At 42.6% G+C, this 16,238-nt stretch carries 9 protein-coding genes; 2 read left to right on the forward strand and 7 right to left on the reverse strand.

The features are described 5' to 3' along the window. Positions 1–52: 52 nt before the first annotated feature. The gene (locus AAEY94_RS13885; protein ID WP_101086649.1) at positions 53–2,005 is read right to left on the reverse strand and encodes a monovalent cation:proton antiporter family protein; all 1,953 of its coding nucleotides are present in this window, start codon (positions 2,003–2,005) and stop codon (positions 53–55) included. A gap of 162 nt (positions 2,006–2,167) precedes the next feature. Between AAEY94_RS13885 and dgcS the strand changes: the two genes are divergently transcribed. Further along, a complete protein-coding gene (gene dgcS, locus AAEY94_RS13890; RefSeq protein ID WP_101086648.1) occupies positions 2,168–3,049 on the forward strand; it encodes a diguanylate cyclase DgcS in 882 nt (293 codons plus the stop codon). Between the two features lie 86 nt (positions 3,050–3,135). Here dgcS and AAEY94_RS13895 read toward each other — a convergent pair whose 3' ends face one another. Continuing rightward, a complete protein-coding gene (locus AAEY94_RS13895) occupies positions 3,136–4,587 on the reverse strand; it encodes a RimK family ATP-grasp domain-containing protein (protein WP_350979072.1) in 1,452 nt (483 codons plus the stop codon). A gap of 75 nt (positions 4,588–4,662) precedes the next feature. Here AAEY94_RS13895 and AAEY94_RS13900 point away from each other — a divergent pair, with 75 nt between their 5' ends. Further along, positions 4,663–5,757: a GNAT family N-acetyltransferase/peptidase C39 family protein gene (locus AAEY94_RS13900; RefSeq protein WP_192115283.1), complete on the forward strand. Its 1,095-nt coding sequence runs from the start codon at positions 4,663–4,665 to the stop codon at positions 5,755–5,757. Positions 5,758–6,207: 450 nt separating this feature from the next. Here the strand turns inward: AAEY94_RS13900 and AAEY94_RS13905 are convergent, their stop codons facing one another. The 5 genes from AAEY94_RS13905 to dnaE all read right to left on the reverse strand — a co-directional run bounded on the left by AAEY94_RS13905 (position 6,208) and on the right by dnaE (position 16,237). After that, the gene (locus AAEY94_RS13905; protein ID WP_350979073.1) at positions 6,208–7,455 is read right to left on the reverse strand and encodes an SNIPE associated domain-containing protein; all 1,248 of its coding nucleotides are present in this window, start codon (positions 7,453–7,455) and stop codon (positions 6,208–6,210) included. A 12-nt stretch (positions 7,456–7,467) separates the two neighbouring features. Beyond that, positions 7,468–8,817, reverse strand: coding sequence for an SNIPE associated domain-containing protein (locus AAEY94_RS13910; protein WP_350979074.1), 1,350 nt, complete (start codon positions 8,815–8,817; stop codon positions 7,468–7,470). Positions 8,818–9,450: 633 nt separating this feature from the next. After that, the gene (locus tag AAEY94_RS13915) at positions 9,451–11,040 is read right to left on the reverse strand and encodes a M28 family metallopeptidase (protein ID WP_350979075.1); all 1,590 of its coding nucleotides are present in this window, start codon (positions 11,038–11,040) and stop codon (positions 9,451–9,453) included. Positions 11,041–11,284: 244 nt separating this feature from the next. After that, a complete protein-coding gene (gene tilS / locus AAEY94_RS13920; protein WP_350979076.1) occupies positions 11,285–12,751 on the reverse strand; it encodes a tRNA lysidine(34) synthetase TilS in 1,467 nt (488 codons plus the stop codon). 9 nt (positions 12,752–12,760) lie between these two features. Beyond that, complete coding sequence (gene dnaE / locus AAEY94_RS13925) at positions 12,761–16,237, reverse strand: DNA polymerase III subunit alpha (protein ID WP_162023504.1); 3,477 nt, start codon at positions 16,235–16,237, stop codon at positions 12,761–12,763. Position 16,238 lies beyond the last annotated feature (1 nt).

The raw sequence follows: 16,238 nt of genomic DNA on the forward strand, positions 1-16,238 counted from the left end.
AGCACCATCACTTTTCAGCATGGTGCTTGGTAGCAATAATATGAAGCTATATTTAACCTTGCAGTAAATACTCTTCAGCTTTCTCGATACTGCGCGGTTTACCCACCAGCATTAAAATATCGTTACGCCTTAATATCCACTCAGGGGGGGGTGGATCGATCTCCTCGCCTTTACGCCGCACCGCTCTAAGCTCAACATCCAAAGCTTGCCATGGAATATCTGCAACGGTTTTACCCACCGCACTAGCACCTGAAGCCAGTGACACAGCATGGAGTAAATCTAAGGTAAAATCAGTTTCTGTGCCGGAAAAGAAACCGTGTAAATATTGATAATGATTACGACGTTCAGATTCCAAGCGTTTAATAATCCGCGCTAAGGGGACGCCACATTTAAACAACACTTGCGACACCAGCATTAAGCTGCCCTCAAGTGATTCAGGGATAACTTGGGTCGCCCCCGCTTCTTTAAGCTCATGTAGATTCGCATCATCGCGAGTGCGCACCAATATTTTTACATCGGGAGCCAGTTTACGCGCCACGGCTAAACACTCTTCAGATTGCCTTGGTTCGCAAAATGTCACCACCACTAAGCTCGCTTGACGAATGCCCATCTTCTTCAATAGCGCCATTCTGCAAGCATCACCAAAATGAATATTTTCGCCTGCGGCTCTCGCTTCTGTCACTCTGGTGGGATCTAAATCAAGCACCATATAAGGCACCGCTTCTGTTTTCAAAAAGCGTGCAATCGTTTGCCCTACGCGGCCGTAACCTAAAATCAGCACCACATCACTTTCGTCAGAATGAGGCAATACAATTTCTATCGGTTCATTTTTAGGTGGCAGCTTATTGCCGCTAACCTTTTTGGCAATATCAACACTGTGACGGATCAGCCAAGGCGCCATTGACATAGATATCACCGCCACGGCGACTAACACAGTGCTTACTTCGGTATCGAGTAATTGATAATTTACTGCTAATGCCAGTAACACAAAACTAAACTCACCGACTTGACCTAAACTGATTGCGGTACTGAGTGATACCTTAGTATTTTCACCCACAAGTTTGAGCAAACCGTGCACGATTAATATTTTGGTGAGCACCACACCTGCCAAAATCAATAACACTTGCCACCAATATTGCATCACTAAATCGAAATTCAGTAGCATGCCGATGGAAATAAAAAACAAACCCATTAATAAATCACGAAATGGCCTTATGTCAGCCTCTAACTGGCGTCGATACTGGCTTTCGCCAAGTAACATCCCAGCAATAAATGCCCCTAACGCCATCGATAATCCAAGCCATTGAGTAAACGCGCCCGTCACTAAAGCGACAACTAAGGTAGATAATACAAATAATTCATTTGAACGTGAGCGAGCTACTTCGTCAAAAATACGTGGCAATATCCATTTACCAAATGACATTAATCCTAAAAAGGCCAAAATACCGGTGAGTAATCCCCACGCGATACTATTGAAGCTCATTTCAGCACCGCCTTTGGCTAATAGCGGCATTAAAATCAATAGCGGCACCACCGCTAAATCTTGAAATAACAATACACTAACCGACAGCTCGCCGTGTCTGCGCCTTAACCAGTTTTGTTCATTAAGCAGCTTTAACACTATGGCCGTTGACGACAGCGCAATAGCCGAACCGATCACCACCGCAGCCACTAAGTTTTGCCCAACCAACATAGCAATGCCGCCAGCCACAAAGGCTGTTACCAGCATTTGGGCGCTACCCAGGCCAAAAACAGTTCGGCGCATTGCCCACAACCTCGGTACCGAAAACTCAAGTCCTAAGGTAAACATCAGTAGCACTACGCCTAACTCAGCCACAGATTGCATTTGTAATTGGGTAAACCAATGAAAACCGCTGGGGCCGCTAACAACCCCGGTGAGTAAATAAGCTAAAATGGCCGGTAAGCCGAGTCGACGTAACAATGCAATCGCCACAATAGCAATCACAAGCATCAACAAAATATGGATAAAAATACTGTGTTCCATTGTGGCTTTGGCTCCTTGTCAAAAAACTGTCGAAAGGGAAATAAAACGTTTTGTTAGCACTACAGTAAAACAACAACCAATTAATAACTATAGAAAATTTTTCATAGGCACGATTATTGCTAACAATATGGTAATTAGTTGTAACGTACTGGAACCAATATTATGGATTTTTCAATAGCGACAGAATTATATCCTGAAGATTACTGGTACCGTTCAGACGCTTACTTGAATATGGAACCCGAACTGGACCTTATTCAAGTGATTCAACAACTACATGGAAGTTTAGATCCTCGGACAGTTTTTGCCTGCTTCGGCAAGATCCTAGGACAACATTTGCCGATTAAAGGACTACAATTGAACCTAGACAAACAAAAGTTTGTTTGGGGACGTCACTACGGTATTGAACTGCAACGTACTATTAACGATAACCAAGATACGTTTATCATAACCTATCAGTTGTCTGTAGCACTTAGTTCGGCGCAAAAACACACTTTAGAGCAACTTGAAGGCATATTAATTCAACCGTTGAATAATGCGTTGAAGTATCAAAATATGTCTAATCAAGCCATGTTTGATGCACTAACCCAATTAGGTAATCGTTATTATTACCGCCAGGCAATCGACATCGCATTAGCACGAGCTAATCGCCAGCAAGGCCAAGTGTCTTTAATTGTATTAGATTTAGATAAATTTAAACAACTTAACGATGCGCATGGCCATAAAGTCGGTGATTTTGTATTAGTAGGCTTTGCCGCATTAATTAATGAAGCAATTCGTAATACAGACCAAGCCTTTAGAATTGGCGGTGATGAGTTTGTGATCGTTACCCAAGGGGATGCCCAGGCCGCTGCAATAGTATGCCAACGTATCATTGATATGATGCCAAAACATTCAGAGCTTACCGAATATAACATTCAGTGCAGTTTAGGTATTGCGGAGTCCAAACCGCAGCAACAAGCAGAAAATATATATGAGCGTGCCGATAAAGCCATGTATTCCGCGAAAGCTGCTGGACGTAACTGCTACCGAATTTGCGCTAATTAGCACAACCTTATACTTATGTAGTAACAACTAATTAATAAAAAAGACCTTAACAGGTCTTTTTTTATTGGTTGATTATTGTATGGTAATTACATACCGCGAAGCTGAATACGCCTTAAAAACTCAGTCATCACTCGGTCATAGACTAAATCACCTAAAAACAAATCCTCAACGCCATGGTCGATACTCGGATTGTCATTGACTTCAATCACATAAGCCTTACCGTCGATTTCTTTTAAGTCGACGCCATACAAGCCAGCACCAATTAAATTAGACGCTTTAACCGCAGCATCGACAATATTTTGTGGCACCATCTTCAAATCGATACAGTCAAAATCACCACTACTGACGCGACCACTTTGATGATGTTGATAAATCTGCCAATGACCACGACTCATAAAGTAACGACAGGCATAAATAGGTTGGCGATTTAACACGCCGATACGCCAATCATAATCGGTTGGCATAAACGCCTGCGCTAAAATTAGCGCACTGTGCTCAAAGATTATCGCTGCTTGTTCAAGTAAAGTTTCACGGTCTTTAACTTTAACCACCCCGAGCGAAAATGCGCCGTCGGGTACTTTAAGTACAATTGGTAACCCTATGGTGTTAATAACATTATCGGCCCAGTTTTTATCTGAGGCTTTAAAGATTAAACTCTTGGGTACGGGCACTTTATGCTTGTTTAATAGTTCGGTTAAAAACACCTTATTAGTGCACTTCATAATGGATTCAGGATCATCCATTACCACTAGCCCAAGTTGCTCAGCCGCTTTAGCAAACCGATAAGTAAAGTTGCTGATATTAGTGGTTGAGCGAATAAACAAACCATCAAATTCACTTAACCGAGCCAGATCATGAGAACCAATTTGGACTAAATCCATGCCAATACGATTAGCCGACTTGGTAAATAACTTTAACGCGGCTTTATCTGATGGCGGCATTTTCTCATGCTCATCCACCAGCATGGCAATTTCGTAACGATAACGTTTCGACGGTTTCGGTAAACGCCATACTTTTTGTGAAAACACTTCAAGATACTTGGCAAATAAATCTTGTTCAGGCTCGGTTAAATCTTGAAACGCAGCAGGCTCAATGGTGTTAACTTGCCATTTACCTGACATTTTTAACAAATTCACCTGCAATACAGGCACAGTAAAGCGTTCAAATATTTTACGCGCAAGCTTGTCTAGCAACGGATTATCACAATAGCCAAAATACAGCTTCATGCTGATTTCATTCACCGACTCTGGCAACTTATCTAGGCCTGATTGCGGCAAACTAAAAAAACGATCTTGAGATAAATCATTAATGGTCATTACCCGGGGGATCACGCGATGCCCGCGAGCTTCCGCCATTAACGAGCAGTAATAACCTGTGCTTAAATAATCATAACTGCGACACAAGTTAATCACTTGCATGGCGCTTTGATCTGCAAATGCGCCCATTTCTAAATAATCATGAACCGTGACCATATGGTCACTGGGCAAATAGGGACGCCAATCATTAACATCGTCGGTGACAATTAAAAAATGAGCCATAAATATCTGTTGCCTCTTGTGCGGTTTAGCGCGTAAATTAAGCCACTATCATGTTTTGCCAACTCGAGCCGACTCATGCTTATTCGTCAAGCAACCCCCAGCGATTTGCCCCAACTAAACCACATCGAAAACAATGCATTTAGTGGCGATAAAATCAGTTCTCGGCAGATGAAACGCTTTATCAATTCACCTCTGGACAGCTTATTAGTGGCCGAAATAGACGGCACACTTGCAGGCTATGCTCTGGTGTTGTTTCATCGTGGTACTCGGCTAGCCAGGCTGTACTCTATTGCCGTTGCAAGCGAATTTAGAGGTCGCAACATTGCCTTCGAACTGGTCACACAATGTGAGCACACGGTGGTCGAGCGTGGTTTCATTACATTACGCCTAGAAGTACGAAACGACAATATCGCCGCCAAAAATCTTTATTTAAAAATGGGTTATAAAGTCCTAAAGACCTTAGTGCATTATTATGATGACTTGGCCGATGGCGTGCGTATGCACAAACGCCTAGACCCACCAGGGCCAAGCAAAGTCATCAAGATGCCTTTGTATGTACAAACCACCCCATTTACCTGTGGCGCGGCCTGCTTAATGATGGCCATGAGTGCGGTAAAGCCGCAATATAATCCAAGTCGAGTTGATGAGCTGAGCATTTGGCGCGAAGCCACCACTATTTTTATGACCAGCGGCCACGGCGGTTGCAGTGTTCATGGCTTAGCCTTAGCAGCGATTAAGCGTGGCTTACAAATTGAAATGTACAGCCAATCAACCTCGGTTCCTTTTATTGATAGCGTCCGTGACAGCAATAAAAAAGCCGTCATCACCATTGTGCATGACGACTTTTGCCAACAATTGATTTCGCAAGGTGTTGAGATACACAACGCGGCACCTACACTGGTTCAAATTAAACATTGGATTGACAGCGGTTATGCCGTTTTGCTGATGATAAGTACTTATCGCTTTAATGGCGAGAAAGGCCCACATTGGGTGGTATTAAGCGGTTACAACGAGCAGTTTATGTTTATTCACGACCCATTTGTTGAAGCACAAAAAGATGCGATTAACGCTGCATATGTACCGATTAGTCAGTCAGAACTGGCGCAGGTGATGCAATATGGGAAGCAGAAACAGGTTTCTTGTTTAGTGGTTAAATCATCTTTGGCTTAAGATGGTTAAGCTTTTTTATGGCCTGCAACCACAACTGGCTTTTCAAACTGCGTTTGAATTGAGATCGCAAGGTTCCACCCTGCACGGGCCAAAAGGGGATCAACAGCAATCCCCTCTTGGATCACCCCTGCCGTTCCGGCAACATTTTCGCTTTTTAACCAAACAACAGCAGCGAAAAAATTGCGACGGAAATAGCTCTAGCTTTTGACTTCGTTTGCAGCCTGCTTCGGCCTTATTTGAAAATGCTAACGCTTCCGATGGTACATCCTGTACCGCGAAAGCTAAGCTCACATCCATGTGAGCTTCACGCTATTTTCTTCAACGGCCTCAAGTTCAGAGTTGAATCTATGCATTTTCATAAAAAACTAACTCGTTTATGGAAAAAATCTAACTGACTGTTTATGACTCTGACATTTAGGTTTAGAGTAATACGACTACACAATAGCCAGTCTATTTATTTAAATTAACGTCAAAGTAATTGATATTAATTGATTTATCATACCGTTCTAATTGCTCAATCACGTCTGCGGGCATCACATAGAAGAATTCTTTACGATTATTAACTAAATTAACTCTTTGTTCTGCAAAGCTATTGTGCAAATATTTTTCAAGGGTGGGTGCATCTTCGGTAAAAACGAAAGCATGAACATCGAATAACTCAGGTACCGAAGCATCACCAAGCTCTTTTACCCTATCATTAGGATCAGCCCTTCTAGTCATCCCAATTTTACAGACTCCTTTGCCAAATGACATTTCATTCGATATGACATATACATACCCAGCTCGAGTCAGTTGGGCTAAAGATATAGCTCGTCTTTCTTTTTCACGAAGAATTTCTAATTCCTGCTGATGCAATTTATATAACGCTTTCTGCTCTTCCGTACTCGACTCTAATTTAGCCAATTCTTCAGCGACTAGCTTTTCCATTATAATTCGTTCTTTTTCTGCTTTTTCTGCAGCAGCGATTATTCGCCCTTCTTCGCGCTCTGCTTCACGGAGAATTTTGGCCTCTTCACGTTCAATGTCTTTAATTTCTAGATTCAATTGATTTAGTTCATAACTTAACCGAAACTCCTCAGTTTTTAACTTTAAGTATTCATTACTCAGATATGTTTTAACTGTGGTACCAGAAACATTAATCTCATTGAATGTATCTGTAGTACGCTGAATTAAACGATTTATGTTATTCCATGCTACCAGCGCTGATGCTGCCTTAAATTCATTGTCTAAACAACGAAGTCGTAGCTTAACTTCTCTATTAAACAATTTAGTGGCTTCTGATTTCTTACCGTTAACTCTAACATCTGAACCTATGCTACAAATACAAGCAGTCTTTTTACCTACCATCTCTTTTAGTCTAGCTTTGGACTGGTGTAATTTACTTTCTATATCTTTCAGCTCCCTACTATTAACCAATTTTGAATATACCGTAGAGTCTGATGTACCAATACTTATATGGTACTTAGAAAACAATTCTTCACGTTTACGGAGAAGTGTTAAATTATCTTGATAACTTGATTGAAGAGAGCTGTACTTATTGTTTAAATCATTTAATTTTTGTTCTTCAATCGTCACTGGTTGATACATTATTTGAATCTGAGCAGATTTTTCTTTTAGCGCCAGAAACTTAGATCGAGATGACAAAAGTAAATAAATTGAATAAGATAATAAACATGCTAATAACATAATTATGTACATATGCTATTCCCCCTATATGGAAGCTGGTAACTGATATGATGAAGTCTGAGCTTGTGAGGCATCATGTTTAAGAGCTTTTCGCATGAGTAAGCTTTCTCGATATTCTTTTGCTTCTGCATCAAAATACCAATCACATTCAATACCTAATTCTTCCATGGCTTCCGTAACTTGTTGTAACGATACTCTGAAGAACTCTTTACGATAATTGTCGGCATTCACACGTCTATCATTAAACTTTTGATGCAACTTCCTTTCAATCTCAGGAGCATCACCAACGAATGTGAGTGTATGAACATCAAATTTAAAGGGAACACTTGCATCACCCAACTCATTAACTCTATCCATAGGTTCTAAGCGCCTTGTCATGCCTATCTTCACAACTCCTTCACCAAAGCTACCAATATTAGAAATGACATAGATGTAACCAACTCTTGTTAACTGAGCTTGTGATGTTGCTCTTTCAAACTTACGCTCTAACTGATTAATTTCACTATTAATATGGGAAATTTTTAATTCTATTTCTGCGGCATTAGCACCGTGTAATTGACTGGCAAGCTTCTGAGCTTTTATCAAATCAGATTTACGATAATAAAGTTCATCCCCTATTTCCTCTGCTTGATCACCTGATTGATTACCTTGCGCTCTAATTAAAGCCTGTTGCTCTTTCTTTTGCTGTTTAAGGTTTTCTTTGTGTTGGAGCTCACGATGCCAAACTGAAAGCTCATTTACTTTAAGCTTTAAATAATCACTTGAAATAGCAACTCTTGCTGTTTCACCAAGTTTTGATAATTGCTCTTCAAGCTTATATAGTTTTTTCAGTGCTATATCATAACTTGAATGACGCATTTGCTTTCGAATGAAATCAAACTCAGCATTAAATGCTTTTAACAAAAGGTTTCGATAAGAACTAACCATCTTAGCACCTTCACTTTTACTGCCAAACCACTCCCAGTTAGAATATGCAGTTGTCGCTCTACTATTCCTGATTGATTCGAATTGTACTTCTAAACAATCTTCAATATGCTTTTTCAGTGATTCACTATCATCAAAATTGAATGTAGGAGGAAACAATCCAACATCGATAAATTTTAATTGTCCATTAATATGAGCTAGTTTTTTATTTAACTCATTATATACAGGCATCCCTGTAGATAGCTTATGTTCGATGTTTTGATATGATTTCTGTAAATCAAGTATAAGTTGATCAATCGGTTTACTTTTCAGCGCTTTTTCTTTACGTCCAATTTCAATAGTTAGTTCTTTACGTTTACGTGATGTTGAGTAAACCATAAAAAATGTCACACACAATAGAACAGCTAAAACTAATAGAGTAATTTGATAGAGTTCGACATCCTTGAACATAAGCTTCTCCATTTTATTTTGTTACACGAAGATACTTCATATATTTATGTAACGCATTCTAATATTTAAAAATTAAGTCATATTGCAAAGAAATAGTGTTAACCACGATATTTCATTAAACAAAACTTTCTCTATATTTTTGTATCATTGGCAATACTCTTCAACTAGTTTCGCGGCAGAAACGAGTTATATGCCTTGCTTGTAATGGGTCTCAACTCTGAACTTGAGGACGTTGAAGAAAATAGCGTGAGCCTGACAGGACGTCAGGCTAGCTTTCGCGGTACAGGATGTACCATCGGAAGCGTTAGCATTTTCGAATAAGTCCGAAGCCGATTCCAAATAAAGCCCAAAGCTGGATCAATCCCCATGGCGACCTTTTCGCAGCTGTTGTTTTGTAAATAGCGAAAATGTTGCGGGGCGGCTGGGAGTTCCAAGAGGGAACAGCCGTTGGTTTCCTCTTGGTCTGGTGTGGGTGAAGCGCCACGACGTTGGTGGCCGCAGGCCATATGTATCAGCCCATGTAGGGTGGAACCTTGCGATCTTACTTCAAACGAAGTTTGAAATAGTCTGGTGTGGGCGAAGCGCCTACGACCTTAGTGGCCGTAGGCCATTTCAAATAAAAATACACTACGGTTATTTACCGTCTTGTGCTCTGCGCTTTTTAAAGTCTGAATCTTCTATCCATTTTGGCCAGTCGTTGTTGTTGGCAAGCTTTTCAATGATGTCGCTGATTAAAGCGAGATCTTGCTCTACCCCGCCTAAATTCCAGCTGGCATCGTAATCGTCTGCGCCTTGATGGTACTTATGGGCAATGTAGTCTGGGTCAGTGTCGCCTAAACTCATGAACATTAACCCGGGGACGCCTTGTTGGGCTAAAGCAAAATGGTCTGAACGGAACATTAAGCCATTTTGTGGACGAGGATCAGCCTTTACTGTACGGCCTTGTGCTTTGGCGGCATCGTCTAAATAGGTTTCAAGTTCTGATACGCCTTGGCCATAACGCAGGATGTAATTAACACCTTTGCCTACATTCATGCCATCTATATTTAAAAACGATACCAGTTGTTTTGTGGGTACGGGTGGGTTGGCAGCAAAGTATTGCGCACCAATGAGTCCGGTTTCTTCTGCGGTAAATGCAGTAAACAGAATAGAGCGTTTGGGTGCTTTGTTTTGCGCTTTAAAATGACGAGCAAGCTGTAACACACCTGCCACGCCAGAGGCATTGTCGACGGCACCGTTTAAAATAACGGTTTTACCATCTTGTACGGTTTTACCTAAATGATCCCAATGGGCATGCATGACCAACCATTCGTCGGCTTGGCTGGTACCTGGTATCAGCCCTGCTACGTTATATGAGGTGGCTAATTCAATGGTATTTTTTACTGCTAAATTGGCTTTGAGTTTAAGTGGTATAGACTTAAAACCCGCTTTTGCTGCGGTGAGTTTGACTTTATCAAAGTCTAAGCCTGCTGCTTGAAACACTTTTTGCGCGGTTTGGTGCTGGATCCAACCCATGACGCCAATGTGTGATTGATTATTTTGATCATCAACTAAGGTGTATTTAGTATTAGTGTTGCTGTTTTCAACGACGTTCCAACCGTAGGCTGCGGGTGCAGTTTCGTGGACAATAAACACCGCTTTGGCGCCCTGCCTTGCTGCTTCTTCATACTTATAAGTCCAGCGGCCATAATAGGTCATGGCATTGCCTTTAAAGACGGCAGGATCTTGAGTCGCAAAGCCTGGGTCATTGACCAGCATAATCACGGTTTTGCCTTTAACATCAATGTTAGCGTAGTCATTCCATTGATATTCTGGCGCATTAATACCATAGCCAACAAACACCACATCACTGTTATCTACACTCACTTGAGACTGAACTTGTTCAGTACGGGCAGTGAAATCAGTGCCGTTGTTGAACACTAAATCACCCATTCTCAACTGCATTGTTTGATCGGCAGTAATTTTAGCCATTGGCACAGCTTGACGATAACTGTCACCAAAACCAGGAGCGAGTCCCATTGCTTTGTAGGCGTTTTCTAAATACTCAACCGTCAGTTTTTCACCATGAGATAACGGCCCACGGCCTTCAAATTCATCACTTGCTAAGGTTTGCACATTTTGACGATAGGTTTTTTGATCAAATTGAAATGGGGTAGCGTTTACGCTTGGCAGAAGTAACACACCAAACACAGCTAATAAACGAAAGGTATTCACAGACAACATCCTCTGTTGAGTATTAAGAAAATTTATTGTAACAGATGCCAGGGACTAGAGCGGACTTCGTCCTGCTAGAACGCTTCGCGGCAATAAAGGCCGAATTCAATAATATAGTCTGAAGCCATCAGCAGTACTACCGCTTTTATCGCATCTAGTCGCGAAGCGGCCTAGCACCTAGCGATTTATCCGTTGTTACCGCTTGTTATCATCTTGACCGACGGTTACCGCTTTTGCTTGTTGTTACCGCTTTTCATCGGGTGTTCAAAAGCGGTATACAAATCCCTTGCTCACCTGTTTGCGCTAAATAGCGTTTGTCGACCCATAAACCAACGGCGGCGACTAAGGTGTCACCATAAAAAACTAACGGGATTTGTGGTCTACGCCATGGCGGGATATTGCATTCTTGCCACAGTTTCTTTAATTCGCGCGGTTTTTGCCGTTGTGATGTGGCAAATTGTGGCTGACATTTAATTGAACCTGCCGCGCCAAAGCGTATGCTCACGGCGGTATTATTGGGTAAAGCAAGTAGCGGCGTATTGTCCGCAGCAATTTGCAGACCCAGCGGGTATTGCTTGTGCCCAACGCGGCACACTATCTGTTGCAGCTCGCCTTTAAGCAGTTGCTCAAATGGTTGTTGCACTGTACTTGCATCAATAACCTCTAACTCTTTATGACTAACCACATAAGCGATGCCAGCAAAACGTTTAACCTGATAATCGCCCCACTGAATCGACATATTCGCGTCGTCTTTAGCCGCTAACAGTTGTGACAGGATCTGCTGTAATTGCGCTTGCGAAGGTAAACTAACGCCACAATGAATTAAATAACCGCGAAACAGTAATGCTTGCCAAGCGGCACTCAATTGGCCAAACCCGGTGAGTTTAAACCCGGTTGATTCGGTCATTAATGCATTTGTATCGCCTGGCACTATTAACCACTCGGGTAAGCGATGACTCACTTCGTCGTCAATAACCTGTTGTTGCTCGGCACATAATGCGGCGCTCCGCCCTGCGGTAATCGCAATACTTGGCCAGCGCTGTTTTAATCTTGGAATGATATCGAGGCGTAAAAAATTTCTATCAAAGCTGTCGTCTTGGTTACTTTCATCTTCAATATGGGATAGTTGTTTTTGCGCCGCAAATTGCTCAATTTGACCGCGACTGATATCTAATAATGGTCTAACTAACCAAGCTTGTTTGTAAGCTTGTACCGCCCCCATTGCCGCTAAGCCTTTTGGGCCTTGGCCACGTTTTAACGCGAGTAATAAGGTTTCAAGTTGATCATCTTGATGATGTGCGGTCAATAAAATATCGCCGGGATTAAGATAACGGTCAAATGCTTGGTAACGAGCATCACGGGCTTGCGCCTCTAAACTCTGCCGAGGACCCTTTTCAACCTTAACTCGTTCAATCTGCACTGGAAGCTGATAATGATTAGCTCGAGTGATACAGTGCTGTACCCAAGTGTTAGCATTGACACTAAGTCCATGATGAACATGAATAAGCAGGCAAGCAATATGCGGATGCTTGTGTGCCAAGGCACTTAATCCACATGCGAGCACTTCTGAGTCAACGCCGCCACTGTAAGCCAGTACTAACTTAGGCGATGATTCACCTTTAACTACATTCATTTGATAAAGGGGTAATATCGCTTGTTCGAGCAAACTTAGCAGTTGTGGTGCACTTATTTGCTCTGATAACGAAGACTTTTCAATCATGATGCGCGCCTAATTAAACACGATTTTGACGTTAGTTGAACCAAGCATGCTTTCGAGGGCTAACATTAACTCATCACTAGGATTAACTCGCCACTCTTCACCTAACACGATTTTGCCACTGGCTTGTTGTTTGGTGTAGTTAATCACCACAGGCACAGCGCCCTTACGCCACGGTGTTAATGTTTGCTCAAAGGTTTGTAACCACTCTGGCGTGACATCATCGCCATGAACATTGATTTCAACCGCTTTGGCAAAGTGACTGCGCGCTTCGCCAATTTCAATGATATTACGGGCGTTCATGCGATTGCCGCCAGAGAAATCATCAAAGCTGACATCACCTTCACAAATAAGAATGCGATCTTTTTCAAGCATATGACCAAACTTCTCAAACGGCTCGGTAAATAGCATGACTTCTAAACGGGCACTTTTATCATCTAATGTGACTAAGCCCATTTTAGAGCCACGCTTAGTGATCATCACCCGTGTTGCCACCACTAGACCAGCTGCTTTTACGGTTTTACCGCGCTCGGTTGGGTGAATGTCTTTTAAGCGGCCATTAGTGTATTGCTTCAGTTCTTTTAAATACTGATTAATAGGGTGACCAGTAAGGTAAAGTCCTAATGTTTCGCGCTCACCTTCCAACCAGATTTTGTCTGGCCACGGAGTACAATGGACAAAGTTTTGCTTACTGTCTTCAGGTTCACTATTGAGTAAACCAAACATGTCATTTTGACCAGTCGCTTCTGCTTTAGCATGTTGCGCCGCAGCACTAATCGCTTGAGGCAAGGTCGCCATCATTGATGCTCGATGCGGGCCTAATGTGTCTAAGGCGCCTGCAAGGATAAGCTTTTCAATTACTCGCTTATTGAGTTTTTTCAAATCAATTCGAGCACAAAAATCGAACAGGTCGGTAAACGGTCCATTTTTACGGGCTGTTAAAATAGAATCTACCGGGCCTTCACCGACGCCTTTAATCGCGCCGATACCATAAACAATATTAAGGTCGTCATCGACAGTAAACTTGAATAAGCCTTTGTTGACATCGGGCGGAATTAGCGGCAAGCCCATGCGTTCACATTCGTCAACCAAGGTGACGATTTTGTCGGTGTTGTCCATGTCGGCAGACATTACCGCGGCCATAAACTGCGATGGGAAATGGGTTTTTAGCCATAACGTTTGATACGACACCAGTGCATAAGCGGCAGAATGCGATTTGTTAAAACCGTAACCGGCGAACTTTTCCACTAAGTCGAAGATCTTCATCGACAAGTCGCCGTCGACGCCGTTATTAATCGCCCCTTCTTTAAACGTGCCGCGCTGCTTGGCCATTTCTTCAGGTTTTTTCTTACCCATTGCACGACGGAGCATATCCGCGCCGCCTAGGGTGTAACCCGACAATACCTGAGCAATCTGCATGACCTGCTCTTGGTACAAAATGATGCCGTAGGTCGGTGACAATAACTCTCTTAGTGACTCATGCTGATATTCAGCATCTGGGTATGACACTTCCTCACGGCCGTGCTTACGTTCAATAAAGTTGTCAACCATGCCTGACTGCAAAGGACCTGGGCGGAAAAGAGCCACTAGCGCAATCATGTCTTCAAAACAGTCGGGCTGCAGACGTTTAATCAGGTCTTTCATACCGCGAGATTCCAGCTGGAATACCGCGGTTGTTTCGTAGCGTTGCAGTAATCTAAAACAGGCAGGATCGGCAAGCGGAATGGCTTCGATACTAACGGGTTCTTTACCTTCTTTAATCAGGCGCGGATTAATCATCTGCAATGCCCAATCAATAATGGTTAAGGTACGTAAGCCCAAGAAATCGAACTTAACCAGACCAGCAGTTTCAACGTCATTTTTATCAAATTGTGTTACTGGGTTTAAGCCTTCGGCATCGCAATACAGCGGTGCAAAATCGGTAATTCGAGTCGGTGCGATAACCACACCACCGGCATGCTTACCCGCGTTACGTGTTACCCCTTCTAAGCGGCGACACATATCGATAAGTTCTTTAACGTCTTCATCGCCGTCATAGGCTTCAGGAAGCGCGGGTTCAACTTCAAAGGCTTTCGCCAATGTCATCCCTGGTTCTGCGGGGATTAATTTAGTTAACCGTTCAACAAAGCCGTAAGGATGACCTAATACGCGGCCAACATCGCGCACAACGGCTTTGGCCGCCATAGTACCAAAGGTAATAATCTGTGATACCGCTTCTCGGCCGTATAACTCGGCAACGTGATCAATGACTTCGTCGCGTCGGTCCATACAAAAGTCGACGTCGAAATCGGGCATGGATACACGTTCAGGGTTCAAGAATCGTTCGAACAGTAAATCGTATTCTAGTGGATCTAAGTCGGTAATTTTAAGCGCGTATGCGACTAATGAACCCGCACCAGAACCACGGCCGGGACCAACTGGAATGCCGTTGTCTTTGCCCCACTGAATAAACTCCATCACGATAAGGAAGTAACCAGGGAAACCCATCTGGTTAATGACTTTCAGTTCAATCTCGAGGCGTTCGTCATATTCGACACGTTTTTCAACGCGAACTTGTGGATCTGGAAATAAAAATTCGAGACGTTCTTCTAAGCCTTTAACGGACACATTAACCAAGAAATCTTCAATGGATAAGTCGCCAGTAGGGAAATTAGGCAAAAAGTATTCATTTAGGCGAATGGTGACATTACAGCGTTTCGCGATTTCAACACTGTTTTGAATTGCCGACGGAATATCGGCAAACAATGCGATCATTTCATCTTCGGTGCGCAGGTATTGTTGATCGCTGTATGTTTTAGGGCGACGCGGATCGACTAAGGTAAAACCATCATGAATTGCCACCCGGATTTCATGTGCTTCAAAGTCATCTTGCTTTAAAAACACCACTTGGTTAGTGGCAACTACAGGTAAACCTTTGGTTGATGCTAGCTCAACCGCCATGTGTAAATAGCGTTCTTCATGGGCACGACCAGTGCGGATAAGCTCGAGGTAATAGCGATCTTCAAAGTGTTGTTGATAAAAGGCAATCAGCGACTCTACTTGGTTTTGATTACCTTTTAATAATGCCTTACCGACATCGCCATCTTTGGCACCCGAGATAATGATCAAGCCGCTGTTATATTTGACTAACCAATCTTGGTCGATCACCACACGGTTATCAACATGACCGCGAAGATAGGCTTCACTGATCAACTGAGTCAGGTTTTGGTAACCTTCATTGTTCATCGCGATAATGGTTAAGGCACAGAATTCTTTTTCAAAACCAGGTGTTTGCACCCAAAAATCGGCGCCAATGATCGGTTTGATCCCCGCACCATTACAAGCACCATAAAACTTAACCAAACCACAAAAGTTGTTTTGATCAGTTAACGCTATTGCTGCCATCCCCTGATTTTCAGCAGCAGCAATAATAGGTTTAACTTTAGCAACGCCATCTGACATTGAATAATCACTGTGGACGCGCAAATGAACAAAACGAGGATCGGACATA

The organism is Shewanella sp. AC34-MNA-CIBAN-0136 (genome assembly GCF_040309945.1).
In the GTDB taxonomy this organism is placed as follows: domain Bacteria; phylum Pseudomonadota; class Gammaproteobacteria; order Enterobacterales; family Shewanellaceae; genus Shewanella.

Bases quoted from the DNA above. Each gene is read 5' to 3' on its own strand.
- AAEY94_RS13895 (WP_350979072.1), bottom strand. From the start codon at position 4,587: ATGGCTCATTTTTTAATTGTCACCGACGATGTTAATGATTGGCGTCCC.
- AAEY94_RS13915 (WP_350979075.1), bottom strand. From the start codon at position 11,040: ATGTTGTCTGTGAATACCTTTCGTTTATTAGCTGTGTTTGGTGTGTTA.
- AAEY94_RS13885 (WP_101086649.1), bottom strand. From the start codon at position 2,005: ATGGAACACAGTATTTTTATCCATATTTTGTTGATGCTTGTGATTGCT.
- tilS (WP_350979076.1), bottom strand. From the start codon at position 12,751: ATGATTGAAAAGTCTTCGTTATCAGAGCAAATAAGTGCACCACAACTG.
- AAEY94_RS13910 (WP_350979074.1), bottom strand. From the start codon at position 8,817: ATGTTCAAGGATGTCGAACTCTATCAAATTACTCTATTAGTTTTAGCT.
- AAEY94_RS13905 (WP_350979073.1), bottom strand. From the start codon at position 7,455: ATGTACATAATTATGTTATTAGCATGTTTATTATCTTATTCAATTTAT.
- dnaE (WP_162023504.1), bottom strand. From the start codon at position 16,237: ATGTCCGATCCTCGTTTTGTTCATTTGCGCGTCCACAGTGATTATTCA.
- AAEY94_RS13900 (WP_192115283.1), top strand. From the start codon at position 4,663: ATGCTTATTCGTCAAGCAACCCCCAGCGATTTGCCCCAACTAAACCAC.
- dgcS (WP_101086648.1), top strand. From the start codon at position 2,168: ATGGATTTTTCAATAGCGACAGAATTATATCCTGAAGATTACTGGTAC.